The 13641-nt window shown below is 64.4% G+C and carries 15 protein-coding genes and 1 pseudogene; 9 read left to right on the top strand and 7 right to left on the bottom strand.

Features of this window, described 5'->3' with window-relative positions; all coding sequences use genetic code 11:
• Position 1 precedes the first annotated feature (1 nt).
• Genes EDE08_RS31860 through EDE08_RS31850 form a run of 3 tightly spaced genes read left to right on the top strand, consistent with a single transcriptional unit; the run spans position 2 to position 1615 of the window.
• Complete coding sequence (locus tag EDE08_RS31860; RefSeq protein WP_131873296.1) at positions 2-364, top strand: hypothetical protein; 363 nt, start codon at positions 2-4, stop codon at positions 362-364.
• Positions 361-999, top strand: coding sequence for a TerC family protein (locus tag EDE08_RS31855; protein WP_131873298.1), 639 nt, complete (start codon positions 361-363; stop codon positions 997-999). The genes EDE08_RS31860 and EDE08_RS31855 overlap by 4 nt, the downstream gene beginning before the upstream one ends.
• 31 nt (positions 1000-1030) lie before the next feature.
• On the top strand, positions 1031-1615 hold the full coding sequence (locus tag EDE08_RS31850; protein ID WP_131873300.1) for a TIGR00645 family protein: 585 nt from the start codon (positions 1031-1033) through the stop codon (positions 1613-1615).
• Positions 1616-1845: 230 nt separating this feature from the next.
• Here the strand turns inward: EDE08_RS31850 and EDE08_RS31845 are convergent, their stop codons facing one another.
• The 5 genes from EDE08_RS31845 to EDE08_RS31825 are packed head-to-tail and all read right to left on the bottom strand — an operon-like array spanning position 1846 to position 6283.
• Positions 1846-3123: an MFS transporter gene (locus EDE08_RS31845; RefSeq protein ID WP_245524938.1), complete on the bottom strand. Its 1278-nt coding sequence runs from the start codon at positions 3121-3123 to the stop codon at positions 1846-1848.
• 41 nt (positions 3124-3164) lie between these two features.
• Positions 3165-3608 (bottom strand): cupin domain-containing protein, encoded by a 444-nt coding sequence (locus EDE08_RS31840; RefSeq protein WP_131873301.1) that lies wholly within the window; start codon positions 3606-3608, stop codon positions 3165-3167.
• A gap of 21 nt (positions 3609-3629) precedes the next feature.
• On the bottom strand, positions 3630-4430 hold the full coding sequence (locus EDE08_RS31835) for an alpha/beta fold hydrolase (protein WP_131873302.1): 801 nt from the start codon (positions 4428-4430) through the stop codon (positions 3630-3632).
• Between the two features lie 54 nt (positions 4431-4484).
• A complete protein-coding gene (locus tag EDE08_RS31830; protein ID WP_245524937.1) occupies positions 4485-5033 on the bottom strand; it encodes an NAD(P)H-dependent oxidoreductase in 549 nt (182 codons plus the stop codon).
• Positions 5034-5050: 17 nt separating this feature from the next.
• A complete protein-coding gene (locus EDE08_RS31825; protein WP_131873306.1) occupies positions 5051-6283 on the bottom strand; it encodes an acyl-CoA dehydrogenase family protein in 1233 nt (410 codons plus the stop codon).
• A gap of 388 nt (positions 6284-6671) precedes the next feature.
• Between EDE08_RS31825 and EDE08_RS31820 the strand changes: the two genes are divergently transcribed.
• Together EDE08_RS31820 and EDE08_RS31815 are read left to right on the top strand one after the other, a co-directional pair.
• Positions 6672-7436, top strand: a complete 765-nt coding sequence (locus EDE08_RS31820; protein WP_131873308.1) for a helix-turn-helix transcriptional regulator — start codon at positions 6672-6674, stop codon at positions 7434-7436.
• 155 nt (positions 7437-7591) lie between these two features.
• Complete coding sequence (locus EDE08_RS31815; protein WP_131873310.1) at positions 7592-7855, top strand: hypothetical protein; 264 nt, start codon at positions 7592-7594, stop codon at positions 7853-7855.
• 7 nt (positions 7856-7862) lie between these two features.
• On the opposite strand, the gene EDE08_RS31810 is transcribed toward EDE08_RS31815, so the two are convergent.
• Complete coding sequence (locus EDE08_RS31810; protein ID WP_502700654.1) at positions 7863-8033, bottom strand: hypothetical protein; 171 nt, start codon at positions 8031-8033, stop codon at positions 7863-7865.
• A 180-nt stretch (positions 8034-8213) separates the two neighbouring features.
• Between EDE08_RS31810 and EDE08_RS31805 the strand changes: the two genes are divergently transcribed.
• The 3 genes from EDE08_RS31805 (at position 8214) to EDE08_RS31795 (ending at position 11949) form a co-directional block, all read left to right on the top strand.
• The gene (locus EDE08_RS31805; protein WP_131873312.1) at positions 8214-9602 is read left to right on the top strand and encodes a class II 3-deoxy-7-phosphoheptulonate synthase; all 1389 of its coding nucleotides are present in this window, start codon (positions 8214-8216) and stop codon (positions 9600-9602) included.
• Positions 9603-9606: 4 nt separating this feature from the next.
• Positions 9607-9960 (top strand): diacylglycerol kinase, encoded by a 354-nt coding sequence (locus EDE08_RS31800; RefSeq protein ID WP_131873314.1) that lies wholly within the window; start codon positions 9607-9609, stop codon positions 9958-9960.
• A gap of 231 nt (positions 9961-10191) precedes the next feature.
• A complete protein-coding gene (locus EDE08_RS31795) occupies positions 10192-11949 on the top strand; it encodes an NAD+ synthase (RefSeq protein WP_131873316.1) in 1758 nt (585 codons plus the stop codon).
• Positions 11950-12026: 77 nt separating this feature from the next.
• Here EDE08_RS31795 and EDE08_RS31790 read toward each other — a convergent pair whose 3' ends face one another.
• A complete protein-coding gene (locus tag EDE08_RS31790; protein WP_131873318.1) occupies positions 12027-12806 on the bottom strand; it encodes an AbiU2 domain-containing protein in 780 nt (259 codons plus the stop codon).
• A gap of 221 nt (positions 12807-13027) precedes the next feature.
• Here EDE08_RS31790 and EDE08_RS31785 point away from each other — a divergent pair.
• Positions 13028-13384 (top strand): annotated as a pseudogene (locus tag EDE08_RS31785) (NAD+ synthase); the annotation flags it as partial.
• Positions 13385-13641: the final 257 nt, after the last annotated feature.

The following is a 13641-nucleotide window of genomic DNA, read 5'->3' as shown; positions in this document are numbered from 1 at the left end:
CATGAGCACAGTTTCGGACGAGCGCACCACCGAAGCCGTGGTCACCACCGGCGAGATCGCCGGTGGTGATCCGCGCCTGGCCAAGCTCGTCGACCGCCTGCCGGGGCGCATGGGCGACACCTTCACCTATCTGCTCAAGCCGTCCAGCCGCTGGGTCAGGATTCCCTCGGGCACGCTGCTGGTCGCCGGCGGCGTGCTCTCCTTCCTGCCGCTGCTCGGCGTCTGGATGCTGCCGCTCGGCCTCGCGCTGCTCGCCGAGGACGTGCCGGCGCTGCGCTCCTCCCGTTCGAAGGTCTTTGACTGGATCGAGCGCCGCAAGCCGCATTGGCTCGATCCGTCGACATCGAAAAATGATCAAACATGACTGAATTCATCACCGCCGAGGCGCTGACCGCGCTGTTTCAGGTCGTCCTGATCGATCTCGTGCTCGCCGGCGACAACGCCGTCGTCATCGGCCTCGCCGCGGCGGGCCTGCCGGCTCAGCAGCGCCGCCGCGCCATCATCGTCGGCATCGCCGCCGCCACCGTGCTGCGCATCGTCTTCGCCGGCGTTGCGACCCAGCTCCTGCAGGTCATCGGGCTGCTGCTCGCCGGCGGCGTGCTGTTGCTCTGGGTCTGCTGGAAGATGTGGCGCGAGTTGCGCGAGCAGGCCACGCATTCGGAGCAGCTCGCATTCAGCCATGGCGGTGGCGCGGATGCCGCGCCGGCACAGCGAAAGACTTTCGGCCAGGCGGCGGTGCAAATCGTCGCCGCCGACGTCTCGATGTCGCTCGACAATGTGCTCGCGGTTGCGGGTGCCGCGCGCGAGCATCCCTACATCCTCGCCTTCGGCCTGTTGCTGTCCGTCGCGATGATGGGTGTCGCCGCCGATCTGCTCGGCCGCGTGCTCCAGAAGCAGCGCTGGGTCGCCTATGTCGGGCTTGCCATCATCATTTACGTTGCCTTCGAGATGATCTATCGGGGCTCGCTCGAGCTCGCACCCGTCATCGCGAGTCTCTGAGGCGCATGCTGCTTGCAACCCGGAGTGATCAATGACGTCTGAACCCAAAGCACCTTCGGCGCTGGCCACGCCGCAGCCGCCGGTCGGCCTGCTACCGAAGCTGATCTTCGGCTCGCGCTGGCTGCAATTGCCGCTCTATGTCGGCCTCATCGTCGCGCAGGCCGTCTATGTGCTGTTGTTTTTGAAGGAGCTCTGGCACCTGGTCCTGCACTCGTTCGACGCCAGCGAGCAGCAGATCATGCTGGTCGTGCTCGGGCTGATCGACGTCGTCATGATCTCGAACCTTCTGATCATGGTGATCGTGGGCGGATACGAGACTTTCGTTTCCCGGCTGAACCTCAGCGGCCATCCCGACGAGCCGGAATGGCTCGGTCACGTCAATGCCAGCGTGCTCAAGATCAAGCTCGCGATGGCGATCATCGGCATTTCCTCGATCTCGCTGCTCAGGACCTTCATCGAGGCCGGCAATCTCGGCACCAACCGCAGCAATTTCACCGAGAGCGGCGTGATGTGGCAGGTGCTGATCCACATGACCTTCATCATCTCGGCGATCGGCATCGCCTGGGTCGACCGCCTCAGCGAGAGCGGCCATCGCAAGGAGGCCGGCCACGATTGAGCCCGGAAATGGGGCCGCGCCTTGAGGCCGCGGCCCCGCCACCGTATCGGCGGAGCCTCGCCGAACGTCGTCTTGCAGCTCCTCGCGAGGGATCACAAGCCGCCGATGAGCGGGTGATGTTTGCTTTGAACGACCATCCAGCCGTCTGACGGGAGGTGGCCGGCGTCTGTTCATGGTTTCTGTCCGCAGAGTTCGCGGGATGCCTCGCCTCCGCTCTGTGGAGAGCGTATTCATTCCGCCGGGCTGCCGACGACTGCACCCTGCCTGACGTCTTCGCGGGCGAGGATCAGCAGAAGGCCGACGATGATCAACTCGACCACCGCGAAGGCGACGAAAGCCCCGGTGAACGCGCCGGAAGAGGCGTTGACGATGGCTCCCATCATCCAGGGCGCCACGAAAGCCGACAAGATGCCGAACACCTCCGCATAGCCGATCGCCGCCGGTGCGAGCGCGTCGGAGTATTTTTCGCTGAGCAGCGCGAAGATCGCGCCGCCGCCGAGCAGCGCGACGCCGCTGAGGGCTGCGAACAGCACCAGCACACCGAACGGCATCGGCGTAACGACGCTCCAGAGGAACATCAGTGCGGTCAGGAAGGCGAGCCCCGCGGTGAGCTTGATCATGAACGGCTTGCCGAGCCGGTCGGACATGTAGCCGCCGATCACCAGGAACAGGACCTGCGACAGCCCCATCACGGTGCCGATCACGGCGCCGGCTTCCGGCGGCATGTGCTGCACGGCGATAAAGGCGGGCACCACCCAGGTCGCCGTGCCGGCGATTGCGAAGGTGCAGGCCACGATGCCGAAGCCACCGACTGCGATCCATTTCGAGCGGAAGATTTCGCCAAGCGGCAGGTGCTTCTGAGGCGTCTCGTTCCCCCAGGTGAAGTCGACGATGCCGATCTCGCTCGGGCTATTGCGAACGACGAGCGCGTCAATCGCAGCGACGATCAGGGTGCCGATCGCCAGCACCGCGAAGAAGGTCCGCCATCCGGTCGCAATGGTCAGGGGAATGCCGAGTGCGAAATCCAGGGTGATGGCGAGGCTGTAGGCCGCAAGGATGATTCCGACCACCGACCCGCGCCGGCTCTGCGGGAACCAGCCGAAGATCAGCTTCATGTTGCCGATGAAGATGCCGGCATCGAAGAAGCCGATCAGGAGCCGCAGCAGCACAAGCTGGGTGTAGGTCTGGACGAACACCTGAAGCATCATCCCGAGACCGGTGCCGGCAAGTCCGATCAGCAGCATGTTGCGCGCCGTCATCGAGCGGCTCACCGGTGACCACACCATCATCCCGATGCCATAGGTCAATGCGAAGATGCCCTGCGCCAGACCGGCCTCGGCGGGATTGAGTTTCAGGCTCTCGGAGACGAAAGGCAGCACGGCCGCGAAGGCGTACCAGTCGGCCGCGAGGAATATCTCGCAGAAGATGGCGAGTGCCAGCATGCACTTTTGCCAGACGGCAATCCGTCGGCGGTCGCTCTCGGAAATGGTGGTCCAGTTGATCGTCATGATCGATCCTCGCGGTTTGAGCTTTCGACGGGAGACGAGCATCAGGCCGGGGGCGGCAGGAAATTGACCTCGTGTTCGGCGGCACGCCGAACGACTTCCTGCGGATCGGGCAGGTCGTGGATGCGCTCGAACAGCTCCTTGAGCGATCGCGTCGGCGCGACCCAGAACAGGCTGGTCGCGGTTTCGCCGGACTTGTTGAAGATGCCGTGGGGAATGCCCTTGGGCATGCGCACGAGGTCCCCGGCGGTCGCCACCAGGTCCTTCCCGTCAAGCCAGAGGTCGTAACGGCCGCTCAGTACGTAGACAAACTCGTCCTGGGTCGGATGAACGTGCGGCGGTACGAAGGTGCCGTCGGGAAACACGGCATGCCAAGCCATCGACGCCTCGGAGTGCTGCTTCAGCGTGTATGTCTGGCCCAGAATGTTCCAGACGATGTTGCCAAAGCCGTCTTTGGCGGGGGTTACGCCCGGAGGCATCTCGATCATGGTGGTGTCCTTCTGTCTGAGCTACTCGGCTAGGAAATCGGTGACGTGATGCGCGGCTGAGGGCGTTTCCTCGAACACCAGATGTCCGGTGTCCGGCACCAGCGTCACGCGCGCGTGGGGCAGCCCGGCCTTCCAGGCCCCGGCCTGCGCCGTTGGGCGCAGGCGATCCGCGGCGCCCCACAAGACCAGCGTCGGCATCGTGATCCGGTGCAGCCAATGCGCGAGCTTTGGATTGCCCTGCGGATCGCTGCGGATCAGCTTGGCGAAGCCCGTCACCTCGCGCCCGAGGCGGGCGTCGAACGCAGGATCTGGCGCCTTGGGAAAGTAACGGAGCGCGTTTGACGGATCGTGCGCGAGATAGGCCGGCAAATCCTGTGGCGCGATCTCGAACAGGCCGGGGGCCGGTGCGCTCTCAACCACGAGGCCGGCGGGCGCGACCAGCACCAGCTTGCGGACGCGATGCGGCTGGCGGATGGCGAACTCGGCGGCGAGCCACCCGCCGAGCGAAAATCCGGCAAGATCGAACGTCGCCAGTCCCAGCCTGTCGAGCAAGTCCGTGGTCTGGAAGACATGATCCTCGATCGTGTCGATCCAGACCGCATCGCCGGAGTCGCCGAAACCGGCCTGATAGGGAATGATGACGGTGTGCCGCTTCGCCCAGTCGCGCGCCATCTCAAAGCCGGTAAACGTTCCGGTCCCGTGCAGGAACACCAGCGGGGGGCCGCTTCCGACGGTGTGAACGACGGTGCGCACGCCGTTGATGTCGTATTCCGCGCGAGCAAAGCCGGTGAGGTCGGGCGAGGATTTGACGGTCTCAAGCATGATGGATGTCTCCGGTTGAAGGCGGCCCGTCTGGGCACCGCAGCGGAAGAGGGGTCATGCGGCCTTGGCCCGGCGGTCGCCGACAAGCGCCGCGAATTGTTCCACGGCGTTGGCAAGGCGGGCGGCAATCATCGGCGCCAAGGGGACGCCCGTCGCCAGTTCGTCGCTGCTCGCATAGATCGCGGTCGACACCGTGCAGGCCTCGAAGAACCCGAACAACGGACGGAGCTGATGCTCGACCACCAGCGAGTGGCGCAGCCCGCCGCCGACCGCTGTCAGCAGCACCGGGCGATTGCGCAGCACGCCGGGCTTGATCAGGTCAAAGACATGCTTGAACAGGCCGGGATACGAGCCCTGGAACACCGGGCAACCGATCACCAGGCCATCGGCATGCTCGATCGCCTCGACGAGGCCGCGCGCGCGCCCGTCGAGCCCGTTGCGGGTAAACGCGGCGATGCCCTGGCCGGCATCGACGAGGTCGAGGATGTCGCTCTTGAGCGCGTGTTGCGCCAGGAGATCGGTCGCAACGGCTTCAACAAGCACGCGCGACTTTGCCGGGCGCCAGCTGCTGCCGCAGAAGCCAACGATGCGGGATCCGTTCACGCCGACCTCCTGCGCGCTCAGCCGGTCACCCCGAACACCGTCCATTGCGCGCCGGGCCCGGGAAGGCCGAGCAGCGCACGGCCGCATTCCTCGACGATCTGGTCGGCCATCAGGATGTGCTGGGTGCCTGAGTGGATGTCGCGATAGAAGCGCTGCATCGGCGTGTTGTGCAGCGAGGCACCTCGGGCTGCCCGGTGCGCGAAGGTCGAGACGTCGGACAGGACGTCGTGGATGTGCCGCAGCGACAGCTTGATCATTGTCATTTGCGCCAGCGAGGGACTTTCGCCGCAGGCGCAGGTCTCGGAGACCTCCTTCCAGGTTTCGTGCACCAGCGCACGTGCCGCGCGAAAACGAGCCTCGGCCTGCGCGAACTGGAACTTGAAGCTGGCGCTCTCGCACGACTTGCCGAAGGGATCCTGGCGCGGGACGATGACCTTCACGAGTTCGTCGAGCATGCGGCGGCCGACTCCGACCGCCCAGCTCGAGTGCGCCCAGGCGCTATAGCCCGCGAGCCCCAGCGCGCCCTGCACGCCGCCGCGACGTGGCGCGCCGATGTCGAAATCGTAGGTCATGTGTGTCGGCACGAACAGCTCGTCGCCCTCGCTGAGCGTGTAGTCGAAGCTTCCGGTGGCGCGCAGGCCGAGCACGTCCCAATTGCCCATCAGCTTGATGGTCGCCCGCGGATGGTGGGTGACGACGATCTTGGGCTGTCCGTTGGGGCCGAACACCATGTCCTTGCCGGAGGCGTCGGTGACGAAGCAGCCGGAATGAACCCATTCGGCGTGCTGGATGCCGCTGCCATAGGCCCAGTTGCCGCGGATCATGTAACCCCCATCGACCGGACGGGCGAAACCCCGCGGGACGCCGTTGCCGGCGATGGTGATGTCGGCGCCTTTTGCGAAGACCTTCTTGATGCCCTCGTCCTCGACGTAGATGGCGAGCGTCGTGCCTTCCATGTTGTTGCCGATGGCACACCATCCGGCGGACGCATGCGTGTAGGCAAGGCGCTCGATCACGGTCATGGCGTCGTAGGGCAGAAGTTCGGCGCCACCGACCTCGCGCGGAAACAGCATCGTGTAGATGCCGGCCTTGCGAAGCGCGGCGACGACGTCGTCGGTGAGATAGCCCTGCGCCTCGGCCTCGGCCGCGCGGGACTCGACCAGTGGCAGCACGGCGTCAAGGCGCGCGTGGAACTCGGCCACTGATGGCGTCGTGGAGGGCCTGGCGGCGCGTTGCATGGAAAGGCTCATGGTCGGTATCTCCACGTCAAGCTGTTGCTCCGCCGTGCGATCGGCGGGGAGGATCGGGACCGGCGGGGACGGCGTCCGTCGGCAAAGCGCCGCCGTCGCGTGCCAAGGCTGTTGGCGCACGGGTGAGTAGGCAGTTCGCGATGGTGACGTGACCCCGTCGGAATCGCGTGATGTTCGTCACGCGGTTCACGATGGCCGAATGCTAGGGATGAAGTGGGCAGACCGGCAATCCCCCATCATGGGGGGATCGCCGTTGCTGCTGTGCCGCAAAGCTGAGCCGGAGAAGCACGGTTCTGCCGCTTCTTTTCGCTTGACCGGAGAACAGGCGAAGAAGAAATTTTAAGCCTATAATAAATCCTAATAGGCGCACGTCGCGCGAGGAGTGGCGGTGAGGGCCAAGCAGGAGCAGTTGGACGGTCTGCCCGAAGGCCGGCTGGCGGATCGTTTGATGTCGATCGCCGAGAGCCGTTCGGTACGTGCGCTTGGCGTGGCCTGTTGCTCAGCAATCACCGAACTCACGGGATCGCCGACCGTCGGCCTCTACCTACTCGACGGGGTCGAGCCTGCCCTGGTCTACAGCCGCTACGTCGCCGACGGCCTGCTCGACAATTACAAAGCCGGCTTCTGGAAGCACGACCCGGTGCTCGACTGCATCATGACCCGCGGCTGCGCGGTCGACGGCGAAACCGTGATCGGCCCGCAGCATTGGCGACATAGCCCGACCTTCGAGATGCTGCATGAATGGGGCTTCGCCTACAATATGGGCGGGCCACTCTGGTGTGGCCAGAAGATCATTGGGGTGCTCTTCACTGCGACGACCGAGACGGGCGCCCCCTATACGCCGCGCGCACGACTGCGCATGGAGATGCTATGCCGCGCCGGCTCGCTGGCGCTGACCAACATGATGAATGCGGGCGAGATTGAAACCCACCGTAGGCCGAGCCGTCCGGCCGGGACGCTGTCGGCATCGCTGCCGCCGCGTTCGGCTGATGTCGCCATCAGGGTTTGCCGCGGCCAGACCAACAAGGAGATTGCCCGCGAAATGGGGATATCCGACCAGACCGTGAAGGAGCACGTCGCCAATCTGTGCCGCCGGTTCGGCGTGCACAACCGGACCGAACTTGCGGCCTGCCTTCTGAGCGCGCGGCAGTAGAGCCGCCGACTGCAGCGGGCGTTCGGCCTCCGGATCGATAAAATTGTCTGCTATCCGTTCAGCGGCGGCAAACCCAGCGGACAAGATCCGCGCAGCCTTAAACTTCGATTTTGGAACCGATCTGCATCCTGCCCGCAACAGGGCAGGGCATCGGCATGTCAATTCTCAGGGAGATCATCGCAGCGGTCGCGGGAGTCTACGCACTCCTGTTCGTCTGCGACGCATTGTTCGGCGTCGGCGAGGCACGCTTCGACGACTCATATTACCGCGCCAGCTTCTACGCGCCGCGGCCGATGGAATTCCGCTTCGCCGGTGACACGCCGCCGGCGGTGCGCGTCAGCGACGCTTTTGCGCAGTTCGCGCCGGGCGAAGCCAAGCCGACCAGGCGCTACTCGTCCCTGACGACGATCATCCGATGACGCGGCCTCATTCTCCCTGAATCCATTCAGCGACGCCGCGCGATAGCGCGTCGCAATTGATCAGGAGGGCATGGCCCTTGGCGCCGCGCGGCAGGAACGGGGTGCCGGTCAGCGCATGGCCGTCGGTCGCGGGGAAGCTGATCTCGTCGTTGAAAACGTCGTCCAGTGCCGCGTCCATGGGCGGTTCGTGTCCTGCCGGTTTCTCGCCGGCGCCAGACAAATGCGAATTCAGCTTTTCCCGCAAGGGTTTGCGCTGCGAAATGGATTTACAACTGGCGGCCGGAAGCCAGCCTGTGTATAAGGCGGCCCTCGCAACCCCTAGATCAGGTTGTGCTTTTTGCTTCACGGAGAGATTGCGATGTCCGAGCGGTGGACGCCCGAGTCCTGGCGCAGCAAGCCGGTGCTACAGGTGCCCGACTATCCCGACGCCAAGGCTTTGGCCGACGTCGAGGCGCAACTTGCGACCTTTCCGCCGCTGGTGTTCGCCGGCGAGGCGCGCAATCTGAAGAAGGCCCTGGGGCGCGTGGCGGCCGGCGACGCCTTCCTGCTCCAGGGCGGCGACTGTGCCGAAAGCTTCGCCGAGCACGGCGCCAACAACATCCGCGACTTCTTCCGCGTGCTGTTGCAGATGGCGGTGGTGCTGACCTATGCCGGCGCCGTCCCCGTGGTGAAGGTCGGCCGCATTGCCGGCCAATTCGCAAAACCGCGGTCATCGCCGACCGAGAAGGTGAACGGCGTCGAGCTGCCGAGCTATCGCGGCGACATCGTCAACGACATCGCGTTCACCAGGGAAGCGCGCGTGCCGGATCCGCAGCGCCAGCTGATGGCCTATCGGCAGTCGGCGGCGACGCTGAACCTGCTCCGCGCCTTCGCCACCGGCGGCTTCGCCAATCTCGGCAGCGTGCATCAATGGATGCTCGGCTTCCTCAAGGACTCGCCGCAGTCCCGCCGCTACAAGGAATTGGCCGACCGCATCTCGGACGCGCTCAACTTCATGCGCGCCTGCGGCCTCGATCTCGAAAGCCATCCCGAGCTGCGTGCCACCGATTTCTACACCAGTCACGAGGCGCTGCTACTCGGCTACGAGCAGGCCATGACCCGCGTCGATTCCACGACCGGCGACTGGTACGCGACTTCGGGCCACATGATCTGGATCGGCGACCGCACCCGTCAGCTCGATCACGGCCATGTCGAATATTTCCGCGGCATCAAGAACCCGATCGGGCTCAAATGCGGCCCCTCGCTGAAGGCCGACGAGCTCTTGAAGCTGATCGACGTGCTCAATCCCGACAATGAGCCGGGCCGGTTGACGCTGATCGGCCGCTTCGGCTCGGACAAGATCGGCGAGCACCTGCCGAACATGATCCGCGCCGTGAAGCGCGAGGGCCGGGTGGTGGTCTGGTCGTGCGATCCCATGCACGGCAACACCATCACCTCCACGTCGGGCTACAAGACGCGGCCGTTCGACCGCATCCTGTCCGAGGTGAAATCGTTCTTCGCGATCCACGCGGCCGAAGGCACCCACGCCGGCGGCGTGCATCTGGAGATGACCGGCCAGAACGTCACCGAGTGTCTCGGCGGCGCCCGCGCGATCACGGACGAGGACCTCAACGACCGCTACCACACGGTCTGCGATCCCCGTCTCAATGCCGAGCAATCCATCGACATGGCTTTCCTGGTCGCGGAGCTCCTCAAGCAGGAGCGCGCCGGCAAGGCCCAGCCGATTCCGGCCGCTGCGGGGCTCTGAAACCTTGCTGCGGATCTGGAAGGCCACGATCAATTCCCGGAACGGTCTGGCCTTTGCGTTCCGATCGGAGCAGGCCGTCCGCGAGGAGATCTTTGCGCTCCTGCTGTCGGTGCCGCTCGCCTGGTTCATCGGCGTGACCGCGATGCGCGCGGTCGAGCTGGTCTGTTCCGTCGCGTTCGTGCTGGTGGTCGAGCTGCTCAACACCGCGATCGAGAAGCTCGCCGACAGGCTGACGATGGATCACGACAAGCAGATCGGGCGGGTCAAGGACATGGGCTCGGCCGCGGTCGGCGTTGCGCTGCTGATGGCCGGCGCGTTCTGGATCATCGCAATCGTCGAGCGGTTGGGGTTCCTCTAATCCCGGAGATCATCCATTGAGCGTGGGCATCCGAGGCTCCTTCACCTCTCCCCGACGGGGAGAGGTCGATTTGCGTCTCGCGATGCGGAGCATCGTCGAGCGCAAAGCGGGTGCGGGGGCTCAGCTCCCACGAGACACCGTAACCCCTCACCCGAATTGCTCTGGACGATGCTTCGCATCGCCCGGTGCAATTCGACCTCTCCCTTCGGGAGAGGTGGCAGCGAGCGCCTCATGACCGAACGTCTCAATGAATTCGCGGTCACGCTCGCCCAGCTCAACCCGACCATGGGCGATATCGAGGGCAATGCCGCCAAGGCGCGTGCCGCGCGTGCGCAGGCCAGGTCCGATGGCGCCGATCTCGTGCTGTTTCCGGAATTGTTCATCGCCGGCTATCCGCCGGAGGACCTGGTGCAGAAGCCGGCCTTCCAGGCCGCCTGCCGCGCCGCGATCGAAAGCCTCGCGCGCGAGACCGCGGACGGTGGTCCGGCCATGCTGGTCGGCACGCCCTGGGTCGAGGAGGGCAGGCTCCACAATGCCTGCGCGCTGCTCGACGGCGGCCGCATCGTGAGCCTGCGCTTCAAGTGCAACCTGCCGAATTACGGCGTGTTCGACGAGAAGCGGCTGTTTTCGCGCGGACCTGCGGCCGGTCCCGTCACGGTGCGCGGCGTGCGCATCGGCGTGCCGATCTGCGAGGACATCTGGCTGGAGGAGTCCGAGGATTACGAGAACGTGGTCGAGACGCTGGCGGAGACCGGCGCCGAGATCATCCTCGTTCCGAACGGCTCGCCTTACGCCCGGGACAAGAATGACGTGCGCCTGTCGGTCGCGGTCGCGCGCGTCACCGAGAGCGGACTGCCGCTGGTCTATCTGAACCAGGTTTGCGGCCAGGACGAGCTGGTGTTCGACGGCGCTTCCTTCGCGCTCAACGGCGATCTCTCGCTTGCGGCGCAATTGCCGGCCTTCGAGGAGAGCGTCGTCACGCTGCGCTTCACCCGTAGCGGCGACGACTGGCGCTGCACGGGCCCGATCGCCGAACTGCCTGAGGGCGACAAGGCCGACTACGCTGCCTGCGTGCTGGGCCTGCGCGACTATGTCACCAAGAACGGCTTTCCCGGCGTGCTGCTCGGGATTTCCGGCGGCATCGATTCCGCTCTGTGCGCGGCGATCGCGGTCGACGCGCTCGGCGTTGACCAGGTGCATGGCGTGATGCTGCCTTATCGCTACACGGCGGCACACTCGATCGCCGATGCCGGCGAGCTCGCCGGCCATCTCGGCATCCGCTACGAGGTTTTGCCGATCGCCGAGGCCGTGAGCGGCTTCGAGACCATCCTGTCCGGCATCTTCAAGAACCTGCCGCCCGATATCACCGAGGAAAATCTCCAGGCCCGCACCCGCGGCACGCTGCTGATGGCGATCTCCAACAAGACCGGCCTGATGGTGGTGACCACAGGCAACAAGTCGGAAATGTCGGTCGGCTATGCCACGCTCTATGGCGACATGAACGGCGGCTTCAACCCGATCAAGGACATCTACAAGACGCAGGTGTTTCGCCTCGCAAGCTTGCGCAATAGCTGGAAGCCGGAAGGCGCGCTCGGCCCTGCGGGCGAGGTCATTCCGCCCGACATCATCACGCGCCCGCCGACCGCGGAGCTGCGCGAGAACCAGACCGACCAGGATTCGCTGCCGCCCTATGAGGTGCTCGACGCCATCCTGGAGCGCCTGGTCGAGCGCGAGCAGCCGCTGGATCAGATCATCGCCGCCGGCTTCGACCGCGAGATCGTCACCCGCATCGACCATCTGCTCAACGTCGCCGAATACAAGCGCCGCCAGGCTGCGCCCGGCGTGAAGGTGACGGCGAGGAACTTCGGCCGCGACCGCCGCTATCCCATCACCAACCGATTCCGTGACAAGGGCGAGGGGGTGTCCGCGCCTGACGAGACGCTGGTGTCGCGCGGCAGCAGGGCGTCGATCGACGCGTTCGAGGGGTGATGCGAAGTCTTCCATGCTTAAACTCTCGCAAAAGTTTCTCTCGAAAATTTTGCTGCATTTGAGACTCCGGTCCTCGTTCATCGAAGCACTCTAAACGTGCACCCGCCCCAGAGAGCCTCGGCGTTCTTGTGGTTGATCCGCTGAGAGTCAGCGATCGAAAAGCCCTTTCCGTTTACCCAGCAATATAAGCTTTCGATGATCGGGATCGATGCGTTCAGAAGCGCTGTCTCGTCGCCGTATTTCATCTGCTGGATCGGTCCCTGCTTTTCCTCTCTACGAGTGACTTCCAACGAGTGAGCAAGATGTTTGTCGCGGATGTTCATCGCCGACGCCAGTCTCGGTGAAGCGATGATCGCGCGACTGTCAGCGATGGCTCGCTTCAGCTCTGTTTGGGCTTTCGCAGCTTGCTCTTCTCCATGCCTTTGTTCGATTTCCTTTAAGGCTTGTAATTCGAGCTTGACGATCTCGGGATCATCGCTGGAGAGGTTTCTGGTGACGGCAAGGCTTCCGGTCCAGCGGTTCAGGTTCACGTCACCTAACGTGCTGATGATCTCGTCGTCATCGATCAGTTCAATCACGGTCGGAAGGTTTTCTTTCTGAGGGTCGGCGCTGTCCCATAGCGCACACAGCCTGACGATTTCGATCTGGTGCATGCTACGCTGAAACACGGTGAAGGCATTGGCTGCGAAGGAAGTGGGAATTTGGGCGGCCAATATCGGTGAGTACACGACGAACGAATTGTTAGCATGCAGCTCGACAACATAGAGGAAATGGTCGAGCACTCTGCTCATCTTCGCCTTGGCCTGATCAACCCTTTCTGCCTTGGTGAGCTTTCCCAACCATTTCAAATCGGCCATTGGTGTCGGTTCCCTGATGAGCGTACAAGTCACGTGCGGTGATTGCGACCCGGCCTGTTGGTGTGATTCATCTCATCATACGCCTGCGCCAGCTTCTAGAAACTTTACCGCTCCTCTAAAGCGATCATGAACCGCGCCTTGGCCTGATCGGTTGATGTGGCATCGCCAGAGGACGGCCGGATCAGCACCTGCACGTGCTAAAAGCCCAGAGCGGCGGTGAGCGCCCGCCGACCGCGGAGCTGCACGAGAACCAGATGGACCAGGATTCGCTGCCGCCCTATGACGTGCTCGACGCCATCCTGGAGCGCCTGGTCGAGCGCGAGCAGCCGCTGGATCAGATCATCGCCGCCGGCTTCGACCGCGAGATCGTCACCCGCATCGACCATCTGCTCAATGTCGCCGAATACAAGCGCCGCCAGGCTGCGCCCGGCGTGAAGGTGACGGCCAGGAACTTCGGCCGCGACCGCCGCTATCCCATCACCAACCGGTTTCGCGACAAGGGCGAGGGGGTGTCCGCGCCTGACGAGACGCTGGTGTCGCGCGGCAGCAGGGCGTCGATCGACGCGTTCGAGGGGTAGGATTGCCGGGCTCGTTGCGATGATCTCTCTCGTCACCGCGGGCGAGGCAGGCATTATTGCGCCCTCGCCCCTTGTGGGAGAGGGCAACACAATTATCGCAACAGACTCGCTTGGGTGAGGGGTTCTATCCGCGTACTCTCATGTCCATGTGCGAGCGCGGAGAGAACCCCTCATCCGGCGCTTCGCTGTCCAGCGGATGGATGGGTAACAAAACAGACCGGATGGATAGGTAACAGTCGTTCGTGGTTCGGTCCGCT

Origin of the sequence: Bradyrhizobium sp. R2.2-H (assembly GCF_004346455.1) — a bacterium.
Classification (GTDB): Bacteria; Pseudomonadota; Alphaproteobacteria; order Rhizobiales; family Xanthobacteraceae; genus Bradyrhizobium; species Bradyrhizobium diversitatis.
Note: the sequence above shows the minus strand (reverse complement) of the source record. Positions and strands in the feature narration are given on the sequence as shown.

Excerpts from the sequence above, each read along its gene's own strand:
- EDE08_RS31860 (WP_131873296.1), top strand. The coding sequence starts at position 2 with ATGAGCACAGTTTCGGACGAGCGCACCACCGAAGCCGTGGTCACCACC.
- EDE08_RS31855 (WP_131873298.1), top strand. The coding sequence starts at position 361 with ATGACTGAATTCATCACCGCCGAGGCGCTGACCGCGCTGTTTCAGGTC.
- EDE08_RS31850 (WP_131873300.1), top strand. The coding sequence starts at position 1,031 with ATGACGTCTGAACCCAAAGCACCTTCGGCGCTGGCCACGCCGCAGCCG.
- EDE08_RS31845 (WP_245524938.1), bottom strand. The coding sequence starts at position 3,123 with ATGACGATCAACTGGACCACCATTTCCGAGAGCGACCGCCGACGGATT.
- EDE08_RS31840 (WP_131873301.1), bottom strand. The coding sequence starts at position 3,608 with ATGATCGAGATGCCTCCGGGCGTAACCCCCGCCAAAGACGGCTTTGGC.
- EDE08_RS31835 (WP_131873302.1), bottom strand. The coding sequence starts at position 4,430 with ATGCTTGAGACCGTCAAATCCTCGCCCGACCTCACCGGCTTTGCTCGC.
- EDE08_RS31825 (WP_131873306.1), bottom strand. The coding sequence starts at position 6,283 with ATGAGCCTTTCCATGCAACGCGCCGCCAGGCCCTCCACGACGCCATCA.
- EDE08_RS31815 (WP_131873310.1), top strand. The coding sequence starts at position 7,592 with ATGTCAATTCTCAGGGAGATCATCGCAGCGGTCGCGGGAGTCTACGCA.
- EDE08_RS31810 (WP_502700654.1), bottom strand. The coding sequence starts at position 8,033 with ATGGACGCGGCACTGGACGACGTTTTCAACGACGAGATCAGCTTCCCC.
- EDE08_RS31805 (WP_131873312.1), top strand. The coding sequence starts at position 8,214 with ATGTCCGAGCGGTGGACGCCCGAGTCCTGGCGCAGCAAGCCGGTGCTA.
- EDE08_RS31795 (WP_131873316.1), top strand. The coding sequence starts at position 10,192 with ATGACCGAACGTCTCAATGAATTCGCGGTCACGCTCGCCCAGCTCAAC.
- EDE08_RS31790 (WP_131873318.1), bottom strand. The coding sequence starts at position 12,806 with ATGGCCGATTTGAAATGGTTGGGAAAGCTCACCAAGGCAGAAAGGGTT.